Below are 20,886 nucleotides of genomic sequence, written 5' to 3'. Positions count from 1 at the left end.
GCGCTTGAAAAAATCCGCCGATCCGGCACATGCCGGATACGTGCCACGGGTGCAATGGGGTCACTTTCCAAAGGACGACCCCCATGGACCTCATCAACACCCCCATCGCGTTGCTTGCCGGCATGCTGACCATTGCGTCTCCCTGCGTGCTGCCCCTGTTGCCCGTGCTGCTGGGCACCTCGCTGGAACGGTCCGGCCGCCTGCGCCCCTTGTTTGTCGTGTCCGGCTTCGTGCTGGCGTTCGCCGGCCTGGGCATTGCCCTCAGCCTGATTTCCAACCTGAATGAACACGTGCATGAAGCCGTGCGCTCGACCTCGATCGTCCTGCTGGCGTTGTTCGGCCTGGTGCGCATCTGGCCCGATCCCTACGACCGGCTGATCGCCCGCGTCGGCGGCCCGTTGCAGCGCCTGGCGGCGGCGGGCGGTACGGGCAGCGGCAATGCGGGCGGCTTTGTGCTGGGTCTGTCGCTGGGCGCCGTGTGGACGCCGTGCGCGGGGCCGGTGCTGGCTTCGATCCTGGTGCTGGCGGCCAAGGCGCAGGACCTCGTGCAGTCCAGCACGCTGCTGCTGGTGTTCGCCATCGGCGCCGGCGTCCCGATGCTGGTGATCGCCTACGGCGGGCAGGCCATCGCCACCCGGGTGCGCGGCCTGTCGCGCTACACGCAGCGCCTGCAGCAGGGCTTTGGGGTGCTGCTCGTCCTGACCGCCATCGCCATTTACTTCCAGTACGACGTCCTGGCCTATGCCTGGATCACCAACCTCTTCGCCTGACCCTCAAGGAGATAACCATGTTTGCCACGTTCAAGAAGATTGCCCTGGGCGCGCTGATCGGCGCCTGCCTGATGCAGGGCGCCGCGCAGGCCGCCCCGGCCGCCGCACCCCCGGCCCCGGAATTCACCGGCATCGAAAAATGGCTCAACAGCGAGCCGCTGACGATGGATTCGCTGCGCGGCAAGGTCGTGCTGGTGGATTTCTGGACCTACACCTGCATCAACTGCATCCGCACGCTGCCCTACGTCACGAGCTGGTATCAGAAGTACAAGGATCAGGGCCTGGTCGTCGTGGGTGTGCACACGCCGGAGTTTCCGTTTGAACGGTCGACCCCGAATGTGGAAAAGGCGCTGCAACGCTTCGGCATCACGTATCCGGTCGCGCAGGACAACCGCTACGCCACCTGGACCGCCTACCGCAACCAGTATTGGCCCGCAGCGTACCTGATCGACAAGCAGGGCAAGGTGGCCTATAGCCACTTCGGCGAAGGCCGGTACAAGGAGACCGAGGCGGAAATCCAGCGGCTGCTGGCCCAACCCGGCTGAGCCCGGACCAAGGCCCGGAGGAAACCCGGGCCAATCCCCCCCGCCAAACCCCGCGCAAACCAGATATGCGATCCCGCGCATAGCCCCGGCCCCGCCCCGCGCCTACCATGCTGCAAACACAAGAACGAAGTTTGGAGACAGCATGAAGATCGTTAGCGCGCTGACCGCGGCCGGGCTTTTGCTCGGCGCGGGTCTGTTTTCCGCGGCTGGGGCCGCGGGTTCCTATCCCGACCGGCCCCTGCGGCTGGTCGTTCCCTTTCCGGCCGGCGGGGCCACCGACCTGATGGCTCGGGCGCTGGCGCAAGGGCTGGGCGAGAAGCTGGGCCAGTCCGTGGTGGTGGAAAACCGGGGCGGGGCGGGGGGCTCGATCGGGGCCGAGGCGGTGGCGACCGCCGCGCCGGACGGCTACACCCTGCTGTATTCGACGATGGGCGTGCTGACGATCAATCCGTCGCTGTACGCCAAGCTGCGCTATGACCCGCAAAAGAGCTTTGCGCCGGTCTCGCTGACCAACCTGACCGCCAACCTGCTTGTAGTGAACCCGGCGCTGAAGGTGAACTCCGTGACGGAGCTTGCCGAGCTTGCCCGCCGCCAGCCCGGCGAGCTGACCTTCAGTTCTTCGGGCAACGGCACCACCAGCCATCTGGCCGGCGAGATGTTCAAGTCCACCGCAGGCGTGGATATCCGCCACATTCCGTACAAGGGCACGTCCGGCGCGATCAACGACTTCATGGCCGGCCGCATCTCGATGATGATCGACACCTCGTCCAATTTCGTGGAGCAGGTCAAGGACGGCAAGGTCAAGGCCTTGGGCGTGACGAGCCGCAAGCGCCTGGCGGCGTTGCCCGACGTGCCGTCGATCTCGGAGACGCCGGGTTTCGAGGACTACGAAGTCAGCCTGTGGTCAGGCGTGCTGGCGCCCGCGGGCACGCCGCGCGCCATCATCGATCGGCTCAACGCGGACATCAAAACCGTGATGACGGCGCCGCAGATGGTCGAGCGCATGGCGGGCTACGGCATTCAGACCACGTACAGCACCCCCGAGGAATTCTCCGAACGCATCCGCGCCGACACGCAGAAGTGGGCGCGCATCATCGAAGCGTCCGGCGCGCGCGCGGACTGAGCGCCGGCCCGCCTGGCCATCGCATCTCCAACCAACGGAACGACCATGCCTTCGATGATCCGAGCTTTGCTGGCGGCGGCTGCCGCACTGTCCTTCGCGTCCGCCCCGGCCGCCGCCGCGTACCCAGACCATCCCATCACGTTGATCAATCCGTACGCCGCCGGCGGTCCGGCCGACGTGGTGGCGCGCAGCCTGGCGCGCGCGCTGGAAAAACGCCTGGGCCAGCCGGTCGTGGTCGAGAACAAGCCGGGCGGCGGCGCATCCATCGGAACGGGCTTCGTGGCGCGCGCCAAGCCGGACGGCTACATGCTGCTGCTCGGCACGTCGGCCGGCCACGTCGTGACGCCGCTGATGCAGAAGACGATATACGACGGCATCCAGGGCTTCGAGTTCTGCTCGGTGGTGGCGGTGCAGCCCATCATGCTGGTCGTCAACCCGTCGCGCGGCATCAGGACGGTGCCTGACCTGATCGCCCGCGCCAAGGCGGAACCCGGCAAGCTCAGCTACGGGTCGGCGGGCGTCGGAGGGGCCACGCACCTGGGCGCGGAACTGTTCCAGCAGGCCGCGCACGTGCAGCTCAATCACATTCCCTATGCCGGCGCGTCGCCCGCGATCAACGACGCGGTGGGCGGGCAGATCGACCTGGCCATGTTGAACCTGTCCGCCAGCCTGCCGTTCATCCGCCAGGGCCGGCTGGTGCCGTTGGCGTATGCGGCCGACAAGCGCTCGCCGCTGTTGCCCGATGTGCCCACGCTGGACGAGGCCGGGGTAAAGGGCGCGCAGGCCGCCACCTGGTACAGCCTGGCCGCGCCTGCCGGCACGCCGCCGGACATCGTGCAGAAGCTGAGCGACACCGTCCGAAGCGTGAACGACGATCCCGACTACCGCCGCATCATGCAGGACCAGGCGATAGAGTTGATGGCGCTGTCTCCCCAGGATGCCGGCGCCTACGTCCGGAAGGACCGCGCCGACATGCAGCGGCTGCTGGGCACACTGGGGCTGCTGGCCAAATGACCCCCCACTTTCCTGCGCCGCGAAAGGCGCCCGCACCATGAACTTCGACTTCAGCAACTTGGCCTCGGCCGACGCCTTCAAGCTGCTCTCCAGCGTGGTCGTGCCCCGGCCCATCGCCTGGGTGGTCAGCCAGTCGGAAGCGGGCGTGCGCAATGCCGCGCCGTTCTCGTTCTTCAACGTGGTCAGCAGCGACCCGCCCATCGTCGCGCTGGGCATCGGACCGCGCGGCGGGCAATTGAAGGACACCTCGCGCAACATCCTGCAGACGCGGCAGTTCGTGATCAACCTGGTGTCTGCGGAGCTGGCCGAACAGATGAATCACACCAGCCTGGACTACGACGCCGGCATCGACGAACTGGCGCGCGCCGGATTGGCGACCGAACCGTCCCTGATCGTGGCGCCGCCGCGCATCGCGCAGAGTCCGGCCGCGCTGGAATGCGAGGTCTGGCAGGTGCTGGACGCGGCGCCGCAGCGCGTGATCGTGCTGGCGCGGGTGGTGGCGCTGTACCTGCGGGACGACGCCTTGCTCGATGCCGGCAAGTTCTATGTGGACACGCCCGCGCTGCGCCTGCTGGGCCGCATGCACGGCGCCGGCTGGTACGCGCATACCAGCGATCTTTTTCAGATGCGCACGCCCGACGCGGCCAACGATCCCGCCGTGCGGCCCGCGCAGGGGCATTGAATGCCCCGCAGACCTTGAACCCTTTTGGAGCCTGTCGATGAAACTGCGTTGGTCGCCACGATCGCCCTTCGTGCGCAAGGTGATGATCGTCATTCACGAGGCCGGCATCGAGGACCGCGTGGCGCTGGTGCGCACGCCGGTCGCGATGGACAAGCCCAATCTGGACCTCGTGCCCGACAACCCGCTCATCAAGCTGCCGACGCTGGTGCTGGAAGACGGCACGGCGTTGTACGACTCGCGCGTCATCTGCGGCTACCTGGATGCGCTCACCGGCGCGGGCCTGTTGCCCGCCGACCCCCGCGCGCGCCTGCTCGCCGAACGCCGGCAGGCGCTGGGAGACGGCTTCCTGGACGCGTTGCTGTTGTTCCGGCAGGAGCGCAACAAGCCCGCCGCGCGCCAGACGCCCGCGTGGCTCGACGCCTTTGCGCTGAAAACCCGAGCGGTGCTTGCCGCGCTGGAAGCCGAGGCGCCGGCGCTGCAGGCCAGCGGCTTCGACCTGGGCCTGATCGCCATTGGCTGCGCGCTGTCCTACATGGACTATCGTTTCCCGGACATCGCCTGGCGCGACGGCCACCCGGCGCTGGCGGCGTGGCACGCGCGGTTCGCCGCCCGGCCCTCGGTAATGCGCACGCAACCCACCGAAACCCCGTGAACAGAGGACGATGATGAGCCGTATCCCGCTACCCGATCCCGCCACCATGACCGACGCGCAGAAGGGCGTGTACGAGAAGATCGTCTCCGGTCCGCGCGGCCGCCTCGTCGGTCCCCTGCGCGCCGCGCTGCACAATCCTGATCTGGCCGATCGCTGGCAGGCGCTGGGGGCGCTGCTGCGCTTTGGCACCAGCCTGCCGCCCCGCGTCAGCGAGCTTGCCATCGTGGTGACGGCGCGCCGCTGGAATAGCCAGATCGAGTGGCATATCCATGCGCAAGCCGCCCGGGCCGCAGGCATTTCGGAGGGTGTGCTGGACGCGATCCGGGCACGCGCGACGCCGGTATTCGACAACCGCGACGACGAAATCGTCTATGAGTTCGCGCGGCAGCTCCAGGAGACCGGGCAGGTCGAACCGGTCTTGTATGCGCAGGCGGTCGAGCGCTGGGCCGCCGTTGGCGTGGTGGAACTGACCGCTGTGATCGGCTACTACACGATGGTGTCCATGACGCTGAATGCGCACGAGATCCCGATGCCCGACGACGCGCCGCCGCCGCTGGATACACCGGCGCAGGATGGCGCGCCGGCGCTCAGCCGCCTGGCGCCGCTGGCCGGGAGCGCATCATGAGCGCCGCCGGCAATCCCAACCCCGGCGCGCAGGCGCGCGCCTACGTGCCGGACAGCGTGGAGACGCCGCGCATGCCCGTGACACCCCGCCATACGCTGCCGGCGGGGGCGTGCGATACGCATTGCCACGTCTTCGGGCCCTACGAACGCTTTCCCTTGCAGCATCCGTCGTCCTACGCCGCGCCGGACGCGCTGGCCGAACGCTATCTGCGCATGCTGGACACGTTGGGCGCCGCGCGGGGCGTGCTGGTGCAACCGGCGCCCTACGGGACGAATCCGGACGCGTTGCTGGCCGCCGTGGCGAAGGGCGGAGAGCGCTTGCGCGGAATTGCCGTGGCGGATCCCACGGCCACCGATGCGCAATTGCAGGCCCTTTACGACGGCGGCGTGCGCGGCCTGCGCTTTGTCGAGGCGCGCGATCCGGCGGGCAACCTGTTTGCCGGCAGCGTGGGATTCGATCAGGTGGCGGCGCTTGCGCCGCGCATGAAGCGGTTCGGCCTGCACGCGCAGCTTTGGGCGCCGTGCGATACCTACCTGCGCCATCTGCCTGCACTGGCCAAGCTGGATCTGCCGCTGGTCATCGACCACCTGGGCAGCCTCGTGCCCGCGCGCGGCGCAGAGGACCCGGTGTTCCAGATGCTGCACGGCCTGCTGGCCGATGGGCGGATCTGGATGAAGCTGACGGTATGCCGGGTCGGCGCCGCGCCTGACTACGAAAACGCGCGCGGCATCCACGACGCCTTCACCCGCGCCAATCCGGACCAGGTGCTGTGGGGGTCGGATTGGCCCTTTGTCCGCATGGGCGCGGCGGCGCCGTCGGCCGATGCGCTGGTGGATCTGGCGCACGATTGGCTGGGCAACGACGCGTTGCGCAGGAAGGTGTGGGTGGATAACCCCGCGCGCCTGTACGGGTTCAGGTAAGCGCCCGTACGCCGGTCCGGGTTTACGGGCTGGCGTGCCAGACGCCTTCGCCGCCGATCTCGCGCACCAGCGTCTGGATCTGGGAGGCCACCTCCATGACCGTGCGGCCCGGCCCCTTCGAGCGCGAGAACGCCATGGAGACGATGCGGCTCATCGTCGGATCGCGCAGCGCGGCAATGCTGAGGCGGCCTTCCTGCACCTCCTGCCATACCGCGTGCAGCGGCAGCACGGTGTACATCTTTTCGTGTTCGACGATGGACTTCATCAACGGCAGGGAGTCGGCCTCGATCAGCGGAGAGATGGCGATCTTGCGCGCCCGCGCCAGACCGTCGAGCGCGTTGCGCAAGCCGTTGGGCGCGCCCGGCAGGATGAAGGGCAGGCCATCGAGCTTGTCGAAGGTGATCTCGCCCGCCTGCGTGCGCGCGTCGCCCGCGGCGCCGACCAGGTACGAGTCCACGGAGGCCAGCGCCTGTTCGCCGGGCGGGCATTTGTCGCCGTAGCGGTAAAGAATGGCGATGTCCACGCGGCTGTCGGTCAGCCATTCCTCGATCTGGCCGCTGGAGCCTTCCAGGATCTTGAGATGCACCTTCGGGAATTGCTCGCGCAGCCGGGAAAACAGCCTGCGGATGAGCGGGTGCGCGGTTGAAGGCAACAGTCCCAGCGTGACCTCGCCGGCAGGCTCGCGCGCCTCGCCGTTCAGTTCCATTTCCAGGCGTTCGGCGTCGCCCAGCAGCGTCTGCACCAGCGGGAACAGGCGCTCGCCCACTTCGGACAGGTTCACGCCGCGCCCGGTGCGGTTGAAGAGCCGCGCATTGCACTCGCGCTCGAGCGCATTGATGCGGCGGCTCAGCACCGACTGGTCCTGGTCCAGGTACAGCGCCGCGCGCGTGATGCTGCCCAGTTCCGCAATGGCCAGGAAGGCCCGCCATTTATGAAGGTCGGCGGTCAGGTCCAGGCTCAGGCCCGTGGCTTTTGCTGATGGCATGGTCGATGGCGCAGGTCGGCAGTCGTGGGAATCGGCATAAGCGTACGGCAAAAGCGCACGGGCATGGCGTTATTGCAGGCCCAGCTTGCCGCGCTTGATGACCTCGCCCCACTTCTTCGATTCTGTCTCCATCAGCGTGCGGTATGCGTCGGGCGTGGTCGCGACGGGGATGGCGCCCTGGTCGATCATCTTCTGCCGCAGGACCGGGTCGGCCAGGGATTTTGCAATCGCGGCGGACATCTTGTCGACGATGTCCTTGGGCGTGCCGGTGGGCGCGATGACGCCGTAGTTGGATTCCACGATGATGCCGGGAAAGCCGGCCTCCTTGGTGGTGGGTACGTCGGGCAGGCCCTCGAAGCGTTCCGGGCTGGCCACGGCCAGCGCCCGCAGCTTGCCCGCCTTGATGAAGCCCAGCGCGGCGGACGCGTCGCCGGGGAACATCTGCACCTCATTGGACAGCAGCGCCGTGACTGCGGGCGCGGCGCCCTTGTAGGGCACGTGCATGATGTCGATGCCGGTCTGCTGCTTGAGCAGTTCGCCGCCCAGGTGCGGCGTCGTCACGTTGCCGGCCGAGCCGTAGTTGTACTTGCCGGGCTGCTTCTTGGCGCTGTCGACAAAAGCGGCCAGGGTGGTGTCCGGCAACGACGGATTGACCATGATGACCTGCGGAATGCGCGCGACCAGCGACACGTATTGGATTTTGGACACGTCGTACGGCACCTTCATGACGTGAGGCAAACCGGTGATCGCGCCCGGCACGCCGAAGCCGAAGGTATTGCCATCGGGCGTGGCGCGCACGGTGGCGTCGACACCGATGGTGCCGCTGGCGCCGGCCTTGTTCTCGATGACGATGGTTTGCCCGAGGCGCTCGCCCAGAGACGGCGCAAGCAGGCGCGCCAGGTTGTCCACCGAGCCGCCGGGCGGGTAGGGCACGATCAGCCGGATCGGCTGGCTTGGCCAGGGCTGGGCTGCGAGCGCGGCGGGCGTGGCGGCGACGCCGCCCAGGATCATTGCCGCCACCGTCAGTGCGGTTGCTTTCTTCATGTGTCTCTCTCCGGATGCGCCGGCTCGGGCCGGCGCGTTGTCGTTGTCAGGCGCCTTGCAGGCCCAGGACCTGCTTGGCGTAGATGTTGCGCTGTATCTCGTTGGTGCCGCTGAAGATGGTGGCCGCCAGGGCGTTGGTATAGGGCGCCAGCGCCTGCACGCCGCCGCCGCCATAGCTCAGGCGCATTGCCGCGCCGCCATATTCTTCGGCAATCTGGATCAGCAGGGCGCCCAGCCGCTCGTGGGTTTCGGTGGCCCAGATCTTCAGGAGCGACAGTTCCGGCGGAAGCGGAAGTCCGGCTTTGGCCATGTCCGCAAACACGCGGTACATCGCGGTCAGGTCGGCGCTGTCCAGCCGCAACTCGGCCAGCCGGTCGGCGAACGCCGGATCGGCCAGCAGGCCGCGCTGGCGCGCCAGACTGAAGATCTGTTGCAGGGCGTGGCTTGCGTGCTTGGGGCTGCCGCTGAACAGACGCTCGAAGCCGAGCAAGGCCTTGGCAATTCCCCAGCCCGCGTTGAGTTCGCCGACCACGTTGCCGCGCGGCACGCGGACCTGGTCGAAGAAGACCTCGCAGAACTCCTCGTGACCCGACAGCGTGCGGATCGGCCGGCGGCTGACGCCCGGGCTGTTCAGATCGACCAGCAGGAAACTGATGCCTGCCTGCTTCTTGACGGTCTTGTCGGTGCGCACCAGCATGAACATGTGCGTCGCGTCCTGCGCCAGCGTGGACCAGGTCTTCTGGCCGGTGACGACCAGTTCGTCGCCGTCGATCACCGCCTCGCAGCGCAGCGAGGCCAGATCCGATCCCGCGTCGGGTTCCGAGTAGCCCTGCGCCCACACCGCCTCGCCGGACAGGATGCCCGGCAGAAAGCGCGCGCGCTGCGCGTCCGTGCCGTGGCGGATGAGGATGGGGCCCAGCATGACCAGGCCCTGGTCCGGCGCGCGCGCCACGCCGTAGCGTTCGGCTTCTTCGATGAACGCGATCTGCCGGGCGGGAGACAGCGCCATGCCGCCATGCTCGCGCGGCCACGAGGGTGCGATCCAGCCCTGGCGCGACAAGGTGAAGTACCACGCCTTGATCTCATCCCAATGCAGCCGCCACGGCACGTGCCGCAGGTGATCTGGGTAATGCGCGCGGAAGAAGCGGCGCAGCAGCTTGCGGAACGCCGCTTCCGGCATCGCGTTCCAGTCTGCCTCGCGCGGGAACTCCATGGCATCCAGGCCTGGCGTTGAGTCCTCCGGTGCGTCCTCTGCCGTATCGTCCGCCTCCGGCGTCGGGTCGGCTGCCAGCACGCCATAACGCTGACGATGCGCCGTGGCGTTGCCCAGCCAGGCGGCCAGGTGCAGGGCGCTGCGGAAGTACAGGCTGACGTCGCATTCGTCGGTGTAGCCGATGGCGCCGTGCAGCTGGATGGCCAGCCGCGCCGCATCGATGCCGGCGCGCGCTGCTCGGGCCTTGACCCGGCTGGCCGCCGCCTTGCGGGCCTTGACGTCGTCCGGCGCCGCGGCAATGGCGTTCAGTGCGTCCAGCAGACTGTTCGACGCCAGCTCGACCTGCAGGGTCGCGTCGACCAGGCGGTGCTGCAGCGCCTGGAATGACGAGAGCGTCTGGCCGAACTGCTTGCGCGTATTCAAGTAGGCGACCGAATCGGCCAGGACCTGCCGCGCGACGCCCACGAGTTCTGCGGATTGCATCAGGCGGCCGTAGTCCAGCGCCTCGTCAACGGCGTCCAGCACGCCCTCGCGCGCCAGCAACGCTTCGCCGCCAACCACCGCGGACTCGATCGTCAAATGGCAGGCCGGTGAGCCATCCGCGCGTTCGTGCGTCTGCACCGTGACGCCGGGCGTGCCGGCCGGCAGATAGAACAGCGCAGACCCCGTTTCGCCATCGGCCGTGACGAGCCAGCCGTCCACGTCCGCGCCGGGGACGACGTGGCGCTTTTCGCCGTTCAGCACATAGGCGCCTTCGCGCGCGGTGACCGTGACGCCAAACGCCCCGGCGGATTCGCCGGCTTCGAGCTGTCCTTCGGTTTCCTGCCAGGCGAGGCCAACCCTTTTTTCACCGGCGCACAAGGCTTGCAGCAACGCGTCTCGGACGGTGCCATCGCCCGCCGGATTGATGCGCGCCAGCAGCGCCGTGCTCAGCACACCCGCCCCGACAAGCGGTTCGGGCAACTGGGCGCGGCCCGCTTCTTCAAGCACGGCGGCCATCGCGTGCCAGCCCAGTCCCAAACCGCCCAGTGCTTCGGGCACGCTCATGCCCAGCCAGCCGACGGCGGCAATCTCCTGCCAGTACGCGCGCTCGCCGCCCGGGGTGCGGCGCTTGCGCTGCCGCTGGTCGCGGCGTTGCAGGAAGTCGCGCGCGCTGTCGCGGATTTCCTCGATCAGTTCGTGGTCGGCGGCGCTCATACGATGCCCTCGGCATGCAGGCGTTCGATCGCTTCGGCGGACAGGCCAAGTTCGGCGCGCAGGATGTCGGCCGTGTGCTCGCCCAGCATGGGCGGGGGCAGACCGGCGGCGATCGGCGTGGCGGAAAAGTGAATCGGGTTGCGGACGATCGGCATGCTGCCGAGCGCGGGATGCTCCACGCTGCCCAGCACCTGCCGATGGCGCACCTGCGGATCCTCGAACACTTGATCCATGGTGTAGATCGGGCCGCAGGGCACGTTGGCGGCCGCCAGGGCCTGGTTCCAGTCCGCGACGGTTCGCGCCAGCATCGCGGGCTCGATCAGCCGCGACAGATCGGCCTGCGCCGCCGCGCGCTTGGGATTCGTGTCAAAGCGTGGGTCGTCGGCGAGCGCGGGCAGACCGATGACCAGGCAGAAGCTGCGGAATTGCGAGTCGTTGCCCACGGCGACCATCAGGTGTCCGTCCCGGCATTCGAAGGCGCGGAACGGCGCGGTGATCTGCGAGGCCGAACCCATGCGGGCGGGCAGCTGACCGCTGGCCAGATAGTTCATGCCGATGTGCGAGATGGCCGCGATCTGCGCGTCCAGCAGCGCCAGGTCGATGTGCTGACCCACGCCGGAGATCTGGTCGCGATGCCGCAGCGCGGCAAGAATGGCCGACACCGCGTAGAAGCCCGCGGTCAGGTCGGAAACGGAATAACCCGCCTTGACCGGCCCGGCGCCCGGCTCGCCGTCCGGCACACCCGTCACGCTCATCAGCCCGCTCATGGACTGGAAGATCGGATCGTAGCCCGGCAGGTGGCTGTAGGGGCCGGTCTGGCCGAAGCCGGTGATGGAGCAATACACCAGCCGCGGGTTCAGGGCCGACAGCGAGGCGTAGTCCAGTCCGTAGCGCTTCAGGTCGCCCGCCTTGAAGTTTTCGATGACGATGTCGGCCTTCTGCGCAAGCTGGCGCACCAGCGCCTGGCCTTCGGGCCGCGAGATATCGAGCGTCACGGATTTCTTGCCGCGGTTCATCGCGACGAACGACGAGGTTTCCCGGCTGGGCTTGCCGTCGCGGTCTGGCATGGGATAGCCCTGGTGCCGCACGTCGTCGCCGCGGCCGGGGCGCTCCACCTTGATGACCTCGGCGCCGAAGTCGGCCAGCATCTGCGCGGCCCACGGCCCGGAAAAAACCCGGCTCAGGTCCAGGACCTTCACGCCTTCCAATGCACTGGTCATGTCGGCTCCCTTATTTGCCCTGGAACACCGGCGCGCGCTTTTCCAGGAACGCGCGGCGCGCCTCCTGCGCGTCCTCGGTCTTGGCGATGGCCGCCGTCATGTCCTGTTCGTAGCGGTAGCCGTCGCGCAGGCTCATGTCTTCGATGGCGTTGAGGGTCTGCTTGGCCAGCACAGTCGCCAGCGGACTCTTGGAGGCCAGCTCGCGCGCCAGTTCCATGGCACGGTCCATCAACGCATCGGCGGGCACGGCGGCTTCGACGATGCCCAGGCGATAAAGCTCGTCGCCGTCCACGCGCAGGCCGGTCAGCATCATCCGGCGCAGGCGCGAGTGGCCGAAGAGGCGCATGCCATGGCGGCCCCCGCCCAGCAGTCCGACATTGATCTCCGGCAGTCCCACGACGGCGGTGGACGCGGCAATCAGGATGTCGCAAGACGCCACGATGGCCAGCCCCGCACCCAGCGCCGCGCCGTTGATCGCGCCCACCACGGGCTTGGCGCATTCACGGATGGCATGAAAGCACTCCCGCGTGCGGCGTGAATGCTGCGGCAGGTCGCCCGGCCCCTTGATCGTCTCGCCACGGCTCTTCAGGTCGGCGCCGGCGCAGAAGATCTTGCCCTGGCCCGACAGCACCACCGCCCGCACCTCGGGCGTCTCCGAAATGCGGTCCAACACCCACGACAGCTCGTTCATCATGTCGGTGCTGAGCGCGTTCACGGGCGGATTGGCCAGCAGGATGGTGGCGACCCCGTCGGCGATCGTGACGTCCAGCGCGCGGTAGGGGCCAGCCAGGTTCTCCGGCATGCTCATGTCTCTCTCCTTTTCTTGTTCAGATGATCTTGCGGTCGCGGTAATCCTGGATCTGTTCGGCGGACAGGCCCAGCTCCGCCAGCACGTCGGCGGTGTGCTGGCCCAGCAGCGGCGGGGCGGCGTCGGCGCGCAGCGCGGCGCTGCCAAAGCGCAGCGGGTTCATCACCTGCGGTACCGACCCCGCAGCCGGATGCGGCAGCCGACGCAGCATGGCGCGATGCACGACCTGGGGGTCTTCGAAGACTTCGGGAACGGTATTGATGGAGCCCGCCGGTACGCCGGCCTTTTTCAGCGCCGCCAGCCAGTGGGCGCGCGGCTGGGTGACGAAAATGGCGTCCAGGATGGGGTCCAGGGTGTCCTGATTGCGCACGCGCTGGCTGTTGGTGATGTAACGCGGGTCCTGCGCCAGCGCGGGCTGGCCCAGCATGCCGCACAGCGTGGCGAACTGCCCGTCGTTGCCCACCACGATCACGATGTCGCCATCGGCGCACGCGAAGGTGCGCTGCGGCTGGATGTTGGGATGCGCGGTGCCGGTGCGGCGCGGCACCTTGTTGCCCAACAGGAAGTTCATTGCCTGGTTGGCCAGCAGACCCACCTGCACGTCCAGCATCGCGACGTCGATGTATTCGCCCTGGCCGGTCTGTGCGCGGCGCAGCAGCGCGGCCACGATGCCGAGCGCGGCATACACGCCGGTGGTCAGGTCCACCATCGGCACCCCGACCTTCTGGGGACCGCCGCCGGGCTTGTCGTCCCGTTCGCCGGTAACGCTCATCAGGCCGCCCATGGCCTGGATCAGGAAGTCATAGGCGGGTTCGGCGGCGCGTGGCCCGGTCTGCCCGAATCCGGTGACAGAGCAGTACACCAGCCGCGGATTGATCTTGGAGAGCGTGTCGTAATCCAGCCCCATGCGCGCCAGCGTGCCGACCTTGTAGTTCTCCAGCACCACGTCCGCATCGCGGCACAGTTCCTTGACGAGCGCCTGGCCTTCCGGCGTCTGCAGGTCCAGCGTGATGGAGCGCTTGCCGCGGTTGGTGGCAATGAAGTAGGCGCCGTCCTTGGTGTCCTGGCCTTCTTCGTCCTTCAGGAACGGGGGGCCCCAGGAGCGCGTGTCGTCGCCCTGGCCCGGCCGCTCGACCTTGATGACGTCAGCGCCCAGGTCGGCCAGGATCTGGCTGGCCCAGGGGCCGGCGAGGATGCGGCTCAGGTCCAGCACTTTGAGATTCGATAACAGCGGCTGCAAAGCCTTCTCCTTGACTGCGGTATGTGCAGGCAGTCTAGGAGTTGGCGGGCGCTGCGGGAGGGGCCCGCGAGCGCAAAGCTGTTATGCGGATTGAGGCCGTCGTCGTGCGTCGGCGTCAGCGTCCCGTGTTGGGATAGTCAGGCCCGGCGTCGTTGAACCCGCCGGAGCTGTACGGATTTGCCGCGCCCGGGTGCGGCGGTCCGCCGGGGCCGGCGCCGCAACCGGCCAGGAGCAGGGTGGCGGCAAGAAGAGAAAGCAGGCGCTTCAGGGAGGATGTCATGGAGGTCTCCTGCGTCTGCCCCTCAGCAGGCGCGTGGCTTGCAGCGTATGCGCGGATTATAGGCCCGCAGTCTTCGCCTTGATCCGGGGTTTTGCGCAACGCGCGCGATACGCGTTCACCGGGTCGGAATCCGCGGGATGAAAGTACGGGTGCGGGTAGCCTGCTTCGCGCAGCGCCGCGTGCAGGCGAACGCCCCACACGCATTCGCGCTGCGCTTCGTCCCACAGCCGCGCCGCCAGGTCTTTTTGTCCGCTGCGCCACAGCGCCAGGCCGTAATCGGCCGCGATTTCTTCGTCGCGCGGCAGGTCGCGGTAGGCAAGACGCATCAGGCGCAGGCCTTCGTCGGTCTGGCCGCGCAGGGACAGAATCCAGCCCAGCGTGCCCTGGTTGTACGGACGCGGGCCGACGCGCGCCAGCGAGCGGCGGGCCTGTTCCTCCGCTTGCGGCAGGTAGTCGGGAAAGTCCGCCAGGAAGTAGGCGGTGTTGTTCGCCAGGTCCGTTGCGTCGGCGGCGTGCTTTTTCGATTGCCGGGCCTGCAAGACGTTCGAATCCTCCAGCACCAGATCGGGCATGCCGAGCAGGCGCTCCACTTCCAGCCGCTTGCGCCGGTCGGCGTCGTCAACCGGCTTGAACATGTCCGGAAACGGCCGCTGCCGTGTCTGCAGCAGCCAGTGCCGCGCCAGATCGGTTTGGCCAGCGGCCAGCAGCAGCCGCGCCAGGTCCAGCTTCTGCTCGGCACTGCGGGTGCAGCGCATGGCGCCGATCAGCGCGCGGGCGCCGTCTGCGTCGTGCTGCGCGAACTTGCGGTTGACGGCGTCCAGCTCCGCAAAGCACTTGCTGTCGCGCGTGACGTCCGCATCGATATGCAGCGACACCGAACCCGCCGGCACGTCGTGGCTGAAGTAGGCCGTCGCGCCCTGCCGGGTGGTGTAGCCCAGGTCCACCCATTGTTCGCCCCAGCGCTGGGGCATGGTCATGATGTACGGCCAGGCTGGCAAGGGCTCGGTGCTGCCACTGCGCTGCAACTGGAAGAAGTGCCCCCAAGGCCCGTCGCCGATGCGGCGGATCAGGGTGAAGTCGTCTTCCGTATGCGGCAGCGAGGTCCGGATCAGCGCCGTGCGGCCTTCGGCGTCGGTGACGCCATGCAGGATGCCGTCGCCGGAAGGGGTATCGAGAATCTCGTCGTTCGAGCCGGTAACGAAGACGCGGTACGGCGTATGCGGCGCGGGGGCGGGACCATTGCCATCCATCAGCGTCAACATCAGGCTGCGCGTGCGGCTTGGGGTGTCTGACACCTGCGCGGCCGCCGTGACTGCCGGAGCCGCTGCATGCGCGGCCGCCGTGCTTGCCGGAGCCGCTGCATGCGCGGCCGCCGCGGCCAGTCCCAGCACGGCCGCCAGGCATGACGCCGAGGCCGATGCGAACCAGGCGCGGCGCGATGCGGCGTCGGGAAGTGCGGGTGAGGCGGATTGTCCGGAACGTTGCTGCGGGTGCTTCATGGGGACTGCCAGTGGCGCCGGGCGCGGCGGGCTGCCACGGCGGTAGGGGAGAAGGCCTGCCAAAGCAGGGCGCTGCGATGCAAGCGCGAGCCGGATTGTGCATCACAAACCGAAAGCGTAGCGGGCCGCGGGATCCGATGCGCGGGGCGGCTTCGCGCCGCTGACAGCCCCGCGCCCGCGTCAACGTGTGGCATCCTCGCGCCTTCGCCTTCGCCTTCGCCTTAGCCTTCCCCGCCGTGCCCCATGTCCAAACTCATTCTGCGTGCCCTGGACCTGTCCATCCTGTCCTTTGCCGCCGCGCTTTTCGGCGCGTGCCTGACGTCCTTGCTGCAGACCGGTGACCTCGGCTGGGTGGTCCCCGACGCGCCGTACATGTTCTCGGCGCGCGATTTCTACGCCCAGGCAGTTCTGGCCGGCCTGGCTGGTGTGCTGATGCTGATCGTGGCCGAGCGCCCGGCCAAGCTGCGCCAGTCCTCCTCCTGGGGCTTCGTGGCGACGTTTGCGGCCGCGCTGCTCGCCCTGTACCTCGCGCCGCCTTCCCCGCAAGTGTTCGGCAACACCTGGGCCCCCGGCGAGGCCACACGCGAGCTGTTTCTGGCGCAATGGCGCCTGGTCTTGCCCATTGCCCTCGCCACAACCGCGCTGCGGTGGGGTTTGCGCCGGCTTTTGCGCTAGGATTGTCGTCACCCAACCCCGCCTCCCCCGGAGATACCCTGCATGTCCTCCCTAGACGCCTTTGCCATCACCAAGAAGTGGCCCGCCCAGCATCCCGACCGCATCCAGCTCTATTCGCTGCCGACGCCCAACGGCGTGAAGGCGTCGATCATGCTCGAGGAAACCGGTCTGCCCTATGAAGTCCACCGGGTCGCCTTCGATACCAAGGACCAGTTCACGCCCGAATTCCTGTCGCTCAGCCCGAACAACAAGATCCCGGCCATCCTCGACCCGAACGGGCCGGACGGCAAGCCGCTGGGCCTGTTCGAGTCCGGCGCGATCCTGGTCTACCTGGCCAGCAAGGCCGGCCAGTTCATCCCGGCGGACACGGCGGGTCGCTTCGAGACGCTGCAATGGGTGATGTTCCAGATGGGCGGCATCGGACCGATGTTTGGCCAACTGGGCTTTTTCCATCGGTTCGCGGGCAAGGACTATGAAGACAAGCGCCCGCGCGACCGTTATGTGGACGAGTCCAAGCGCCTGCTCGCCGTGCTGGACCAGCGCCTGGAAGGGCGCGACTGGGTGATGGGCGACCAGTACACCATCGCCGACATCGCCATCTTCCCGTGGGTGCGCAACCTGGTGGGCTTCTATGACGCCGGCGACCTCGTCGGCTTTTCGTCGTTCAAGAACGTCGCGCGCGTGCTGGACGCGTTCGTGGCGCGGCCCGCGGTCGCCAAGGGTCTGACCATTCCGGGCTGACCGATGGAACTGCGCCAGCTCCGTTACTTCGTGCGCGTGGTCGAGGCCGGCAGCATCGGCCGGGCGGCCATGTCGATCGGCATGGTCACGTCGGCGCTCAGCCAGCAGATCAGCCGTCTCGAAGGCGAGCTGTCCACGCGGCTGTTGCAGCGCAGCGCCAGCGGCGTGGTGCCTACGGACGCGGGGCTGGCGTTTTTCCGGCAGGCGCAGCTGGCCCTGCGCCACGCCGACGACGCCGTCCAGGCTGCGCAACAGGCGCGGCTGGCCGGGCACGTCAGCGTCGGCCTGCCGTCCACGACGGCGGCGGTGCTGGGCGCGCCCTTCCTGCAGGCCATGCATGCGCGTTACCCCGACATCCGGCTGCATCTGGTCGAAGCGCTGTCCGGGCACCTGACTGACATGCTCAACGGCCGCCTGCTGGATCTGGCCATCGTGTTTCATGCCGAATCCGCGCGCCGCTGGAGCGTGATGCCGCTGCTGGACGAGCCTCTGTTCCTTTTTGCCCGGCCCGGCATGCCGGGCGTGTCGTCTGGCGACACGACGCGGCTGGAGGCCATTGCCGACCTGCCGCTGGTGCTGCCCAGCGGCCGCCACGGCCTGCGCGCGCTGGTCAACAACGCCTTCCAGCAACTGGGACGCACGCCCCGGGTGGTGGCCGAGGTCGATGGCCTGTCCCTGCTGATGGACGTGGTGCAGCAGGGCGGCGCGGCGACGATCCAGCCCAGTTCGGCCACCGCGCGCATCGCGCCCGGTCAGTTGCAGATGGCGCGCATCGACGATGCCCACCTGTTCCGCTCCAACCTGCTGGCCAGCCTGTCGGACGAAGAACTGTCACCCGCGGCGCTGGCGGCCCGGCTGGTCATGGCCGACGTGTCCCGCACCCTGGCCCGCGAAGGCAAATGGGCGGTGGTTGCTCTTCACGAATCGTGAATACCCGTTGACGCCTGCCTGATATCGCAGCGGCGCGCCGCTGCGTAGAGTCTGCCCCTTGAATTGGGGAAGATGGCATGGTTGACGTCTTGGTGATTGGTGGGGGCAATGCGGCGCTGTGCGCGGCCCTGATGGCGCGCGAAGCCGGCGCGAGCGTGCTGCTGCTGGAAGCGGCGCCAAAGGAATGGCGGGGCGGGAATTCCCAGCACACGCGCAATCTGCGCTGCATGCACGATGCGCCGCAGGACGTGCTGATCGACGCGTATCCCGAAGAGGAATACTGGCAGGACCTGCTCAAGGTGACGGGCGGGCTGACCAACGAACACCTGGCGCGGCTGGTCATCCGCGAGTCCTCCACCTGTCGCGACTGGATGCGCCGCCACGGCGTGAACTTCCAGCCGCCGCTGTCGGGCGCGCTGCACGTGGCGCGCACCAATGCCTTCTTCATGGGCGGCGGCAAGGCGCTGGTGAACGCCTATTACCGCAGCGCCGAAGCGCTGGGTGTGCAGATCCGCTACAACGCGCCGGTCGATTCGCTGGACCTGGACAACGGCCGCTTCGTGGCCGCGCGCATTGGCGACGAGCGCATCGAGGCCCGCGCCTGTGTGCTGGCCGCAGGGGGCTTCGAGTCCAACCGCGAATGGTTGCGCGAAGCCTGGGGCCAGAACGAGCGCGGCGAATGGCCGGCCGACAACTTTTTGATCCGCGGCACGCGCTTCAACATGGGCGTGCTGCTGAAATTCATGCTGGATGCCGGCGCCGACGGCATCGGCGACCCGTCCCAATCGCATTGCGTGGCCATCGACGCTCGCGCGCCGCTGTACGACGGCGGCATTTGCACCCGCATCGATTGCGTATCGCTGGGCGTCGTCGTCAACCGCGACGCTGAGCGCTTCCACGACGAGGGCGAGGACTTCTGGCCCAAGCGCTACGCCATCTGGGGGCGTCTGACCGCCATGCAGCCGGGCCAGATCGCGTATTCCATCATCGACGCCAAGGCGATCGGCCGCTTCATGCCGCCGGTGTTTCCGGGCGTGAAGGCCGATACGTTGCCCGAACTGGCGGAGAAGCTGGGGCTGGATGCGGCCACCTTCGAGAGGACGGTCAGGGACTACAACGCGGCCTGCCGCGTGGGCAAGTTCGACCACACCGCGCTGGACGACTGCCATACCGAAGGCCTGACGCCCGCCAAGACGCACTGGGCGCGGCCCATCGACACCGCGCCGTTCTACGGCTATGCGCTGCGGCCCGGCATCACCTTTACCTATCTGGGCCTGAAGGTGGACGACACCGCCGCGGTCCGGTTCAACGACCAGCCCAGCGACAACCTCTTTGTCGCGGGCGAAATGATGGCCGGCAACGTGCTGGGCAAGGGATACACGGCGGGCGTGGGCATGTCCATCGGCACGGCCTTCGGCCGCATTGCCGGCACCCGCGCCGCCGCCGCGGCGCTCGGCCAGAACCCTGCGGGAGCACACCGTGAAGCAGCTTGAAGCCCTGGCCCGCGAGGCGCAGTCCTTTTCCACCAGCCAGTCCGGACCTATCCCGACTCCGGCGCCCGCCGAGCAGCCCGTGCATTTTCATGCAAGGGGCGCCAAGCCGCTGACGGAATCGCTGACCGATGAGGAGACCGAAGTGGCGCGCGTCATGCAGATCTGCAACGCCTGCCGCTACTGCGAAGGTTTCTGCGCGGTGTTTCCCGCCATGACGCGCCGCCTGGAATTCGGCAAAGCCGACCTGAACTACCTGGCCAACCTGTGCCATAACTGCGGCGCCTGTCTGCACGCGTGCCAGTACGCGCCGCCGCACGAGTTCGCCGTCAACGTGCCGCAGGCCATGGCCAAGGTGCGGATGCAGACCTACACCGACTATGCGTGGCCCGCGGCGCTGGGCACGCTGTACAAGCGCAATGGCCTCGCGCTGTCGCTGGCCACGGCCGCCGGACTGGCGCTGTTCCTGGTGCTGGCGGTGGTGATGGCGGGCGGCCTGTTCCACGAGCCGATGGCAGGCAATTTCTACGCCGTGTTCCCGCACAACACGCTGGCGCTGATGTTTGGCGTGGCGTTCGGCTTTTCGATGCTGGCGCTGGCGGTGGGCGTGACGCGGTTCTGGCGCAACGTCAGCCCGGGGGCGGCCTCCGGCGCAGCGGTGGCCGAGGCGGCGCACGACGCGCTGCGCCTGCGCTATCTGGATGGCGGCCACGGCAAGGGTTGCAACAACGCCGACGACGCCTTCACGCTGTGGCGCCGGCGGTTTCACCACTTCACGTTCTACGGCTTCATGCTGTGTTTCGCAGCCACGTGTGTCGCCACGCTTTACCACTATCTGCTGGACCAGCAGGCGCCGTATCCGATCCTGAGCGCGCCGGTGCTGCTGGGCACCGCGGGCGGCATCGGCCTCTTGATCGGGCCAGCCGGCTTGCTGTGGCTGAATGTCAAGCGCCATCCCCTGCAGGGCGACGCGGCGCAGAAACCGATGGACCGGGGCTTCATCGTGCTGTTGTTCCTGACCAGCGCGACGGGCCTGGCGCTCTTGGCCGGCCGCGACGGCAGCGCGATGGCGCTGCTGCTGGCGATCCATCTTGGCGTCGTGATGGCGTTGTTCCTGACCTTGCCCTACGGCAAGTTCGCCCATGGCATCTACCGCTCGGCCGCGCTCTTGAAGTGGTCCATCGAAAAACGCCAGCCCAACAAGCTGCAGCTCGGTTCGGACTGACCGGACCG

General features: G+C 68.1%; 21 protein-coding genes. 13 read left to right on the top strand and 8 right to left on the bottom strand.

The genetic code is table 11. The features are described from left to right. Positions 1-83 precede the first annotated feature (83 nt). The 8 genes from AC6CIE_RS20130 to AC6CIE_RS20095 all read left to right on the top strand — a co-directional run bounded on the left by AC6CIE_RS20130 (position 84) and on the right by AC6CIE_RS20095 (position 6,331). Positions 84-770, top strand: coding sequence for a cytochrome c biogenesis CcdA family protein (locus AC6CIE_RS20130; RefSeq protein WP_175122451.1), 687 nt, complete (start codon positions 84-86; stop codon positions 768-770). 71 nt (positions 771-841) lie between these two features. Further along, the gene (locus AC6CIE_RS20125; RefSeq protein WP_498093808.1) at positions 842-1,315 is read left to right on the top strand and encodes a thioredoxin family protein; all 474 of its coding nucleotides are present in this window, start codon (positions 842-844) and stop codon (positions 1,313-1,315) included. 142 nt (positions 1,316-1,457) lie between these two features. After that, positions 1,458-2,438: a Bug family tripartite tricarboxylate transporter substrate binding protein gene (locus AC6CIE_RS20120; protein ID WP_498093569.1), complete on the top strand. Its 981-nt coding sequence runs from the start codon at positions 1,458-1,460 to the stop codon at positions 2,436-2,438. 54 nt (positions 2,439-2,492) lie between these two features. After that, on the top strand, positions 2,493-3,452 hold the full coding sequence (locus tag AC6CIE_RS20115) for a tripartite tricarboxylate transporter substrate binding protein (RefSeq protein WP_286939652.1): 960 nt from the start codon (positions 2,493-2,495) through the stop codon (positions 3,450-3,452). 37 nt (positions 3,453-3,489) lie between these two features. After that, positions 3,490-4,134: a flavin reductase family protein gene (locus AC6CIE_RS20110; protein ID WP_498093567.1), complete on the top strand. Its 645-nt coding sequence runs from the start codon at positions 3,490-3,492 to the stop codon at positions 4,132-4,134. A 37-nt stretch (positions 4,135-4,171) separates the two neighbouring features. After that, complete coding sequence (locus AC6CIE_RS20105) at positions 4,172-4,786, top strand: glutathione S-transferase N-terminal domain-containing protein (protein WP_498093565.1); 615 nt, start codon at positions 4,172-4,174, stop codon at positions 4,784-4,786. A 13-nt stretch (positions 4,787-4,799) separates the two neighbouring features. Next, complete coding sequence (locus AC6CIE_RS20100; protein WP_498093806.1) at positions 4,800-5,411, top strand: carboxymuconolactone decarboxylase family protein; 612 nt, start codon at positions 4,800-4,802, stop codon at positions 5,409-5,411. Continuing rightward, positions 5,408-6,331, top strand: coding sequence for an amidohydrolase family protein (locus AC6CIE_RS20095; RefSeq protein WP_498093564.1), 924 nt, complete (start codon positions 5,408-5,410; stop codon positions 6,329-6,331). The genes AC6CIE_RS20100 and AC6CIE_RS20095 overlap by 4 nt, the downstream gene beginning before the upstream one ends. A gap of 22 nt (positions 6,332-6,353) precedes the next feature. On the opposite strand, the gene AC6CIE_RS20090 is transcribed toward AC6CIE_RS20095, so the two are convergent. The 8 genes from AC6CIE_RS20090 to AC6CIE_RS20055 form a co-directional block, all read right to left on the bottom strand. Continuing rightward, complete coding sequence (locus AC6CIE_RS20090; RefSeq protein WP_175122457.1) at positions 6,354-7,316, bottom strand: LysR family transcriptional regulator; 963 nt, start codon at positions 7,314-7,316, stop codon at positions 6,354-6,356. A gap of 69 nt (positions 7,317-7,385) precedes the next feature. After that, the gene (locus tag AC6CIE_RS20085) at positions 7,386-8,360 is read right to left on the bottom strand and encodes a Bug family tripartite tricarboxylate transporter substrate binding protein (RefSeq protein ID WP_498093562.1); all 975 of its coding nucleotides are present in this window, start codon (positions 8,358-8,360) and stop codon (positions 7,386-7,388) included. 46 nt (positions 8,361-8,406) lie between these two features. Then, the gene (locus AC6CIE_RS20080) at positions 8,407-10,770 is read right to left on the bottom strand and encodes an acyl-CoA dehydrogenase family protein (protein ID WP_498093561.1); all 2,364 of its coding nucleotides are present in this window, start codon (positions 10,768-10,770) and stop codon (positions 8,407-8,409) included. Continuing rightward, on the bottom strand, positions 10,767-11,990 hold the full coding sequence (locus AC6CIE_RS20075) for a CaiB/BaiF CoA transferase family protein (protein WP_218342864.1): 1,224 nt from the start codon (positions 11,988-11,990) through the stop codon (positions 10,767-10,769). The genes AC6CIE_RS20080 and AC6CIE_RS20075 overlap by 4 nt, the downstream gene beginning before the upstream one ends. Before the next feature lie 10 nt (positions 11,991-12,000). After that, positions 12,001-12,798: an enoyl-CoA hydratase/isomerase family protein gene (locus tag AC6CIE_RS20070; protein WP_175122461.1), complete on the bottom strand. Its 798-nt coding sequence runs from the start codon at positions 12,796-12,798 to the stop codon at positions 12,001-12,003. Between the two features lie 19 nt (positions 12,799-12,817). Then, on the bottom strand, positions 12,818-14,038 hold the full coding sequence (locus AC6CIE_RS20065) for a CaiB/BaiF CoA transferase family protein (RefSeq protein WP_498093558.1): 1,221 nt from the start codon (positions 14,036-14,038) through the stop codon (positions 12,818-12,820). A 115-nt stretch (positions 14,039-14,153) separates the two neighbouring features. After that, positions 14,154-14,318 (bottom strand): hypothetical protein, encoded by a 165-nt coding sequence (locus AC6CIE_RS20060; protein ID WP_175122021.1) that lies wholly within the window; start codon positions 14,316-14,318, stop codon positions 14,154-14,156. Positions 14,319-14,374: 56 nt separating this feature from the next. Beyond that, positions 14,375-15,817 (bottom strand): tetratricopeptide repeat protein, encoded by a 1,443-nt coding sequence (locus tag AC6CIE_RS20055; protein WP_498093556.1) that lies wholly within the window; start codon positions 15,815-15,817, stop codon positions 14,375-14,377. Positions 15,818-16,060: 243 nt separating this feature from the next. Between AC6CIE_RS20055 and AC6CIE_RS20050 the strand changes: the two genes are divergently transcribed. The 5 genes from AC6CIE_RS20050 (at position 16,061) to tcuB (ending at position 20,878) form a co-directional block, all read left to right on the top strand. After that, positions 16,061-16,492 carry a hypothetical protein gene (locus AC6CIE_RS20050; protein WP_498093555.1) on the top strand — a complete coding sequence of 144 codons (432 nt, stop codon included), beginning with the start codon at positions 16,061-16,063 and terminating at the stop codon, positions 16,490-16,492. 42 nt (positions 16,493-16,534) lie between these two features. Beyond that, the gene (locus AC6CIE_RS20045) at positions 16,535-17,233 is read left to right on the top strand and encodes a glutathione binding-like protein (protein ID WP_175122464.1); all 699 of its coding nucleotides are present in this window, start codon (positions 16,535-16,537) and stop codon (positions 17,231-17,233) included. Positions 17,234-17,236: 3 nt separating this feature from the next. Then, positions 17,237-18,163 (top strand): LysR family transcriptional regulator, encoded by a 927-nt coding sequence (locus tag AC6CIE_RS20040; RefSeq protein ID WP_343737007.1) that lies wholly within the window; start codon positions 17,237-17,239, stop codon positions 18,161-18,163. Between the two features lie 77 nt (positions 18,164-18,240). Next, entirely contained in the window at positions 18,241-19,656 is a 1,416-nt protein-coding gene (gene tcuA, locus AC6CIE_RS20035; protein WP_498093553.1) for an FAD-dependent tricarballylate dehydrogenase TcuA, read from the top strand. Continuing rightward, positions 19,643-20,878: a tricarballylate utilization 4Fe-4S protein TcuB gene (tcuB, locus tag AC6CIE_RS20030; protein ID WP_498093551.1), complete on the top strand. Its 1,236-nt coding sequence runs from the start codon at positions 19,643-19,645 to the stop codon at positions 20,876-20,878. The genes tcuA and tcuB overlap by 14 nt, the downstream gene beginning before the upstream one ends. Positions 20,879-20,886 lie beyond the last annotated feature (8 nt).

This window comes from Achromobacter sp. GQ309, from assembly GCF_059759315.1.
The sequence above is the reverse complement of the archived record's forward strand: the minus strand, read 5'-3'. Positions and strand labels throughout refer to the sequence as shown.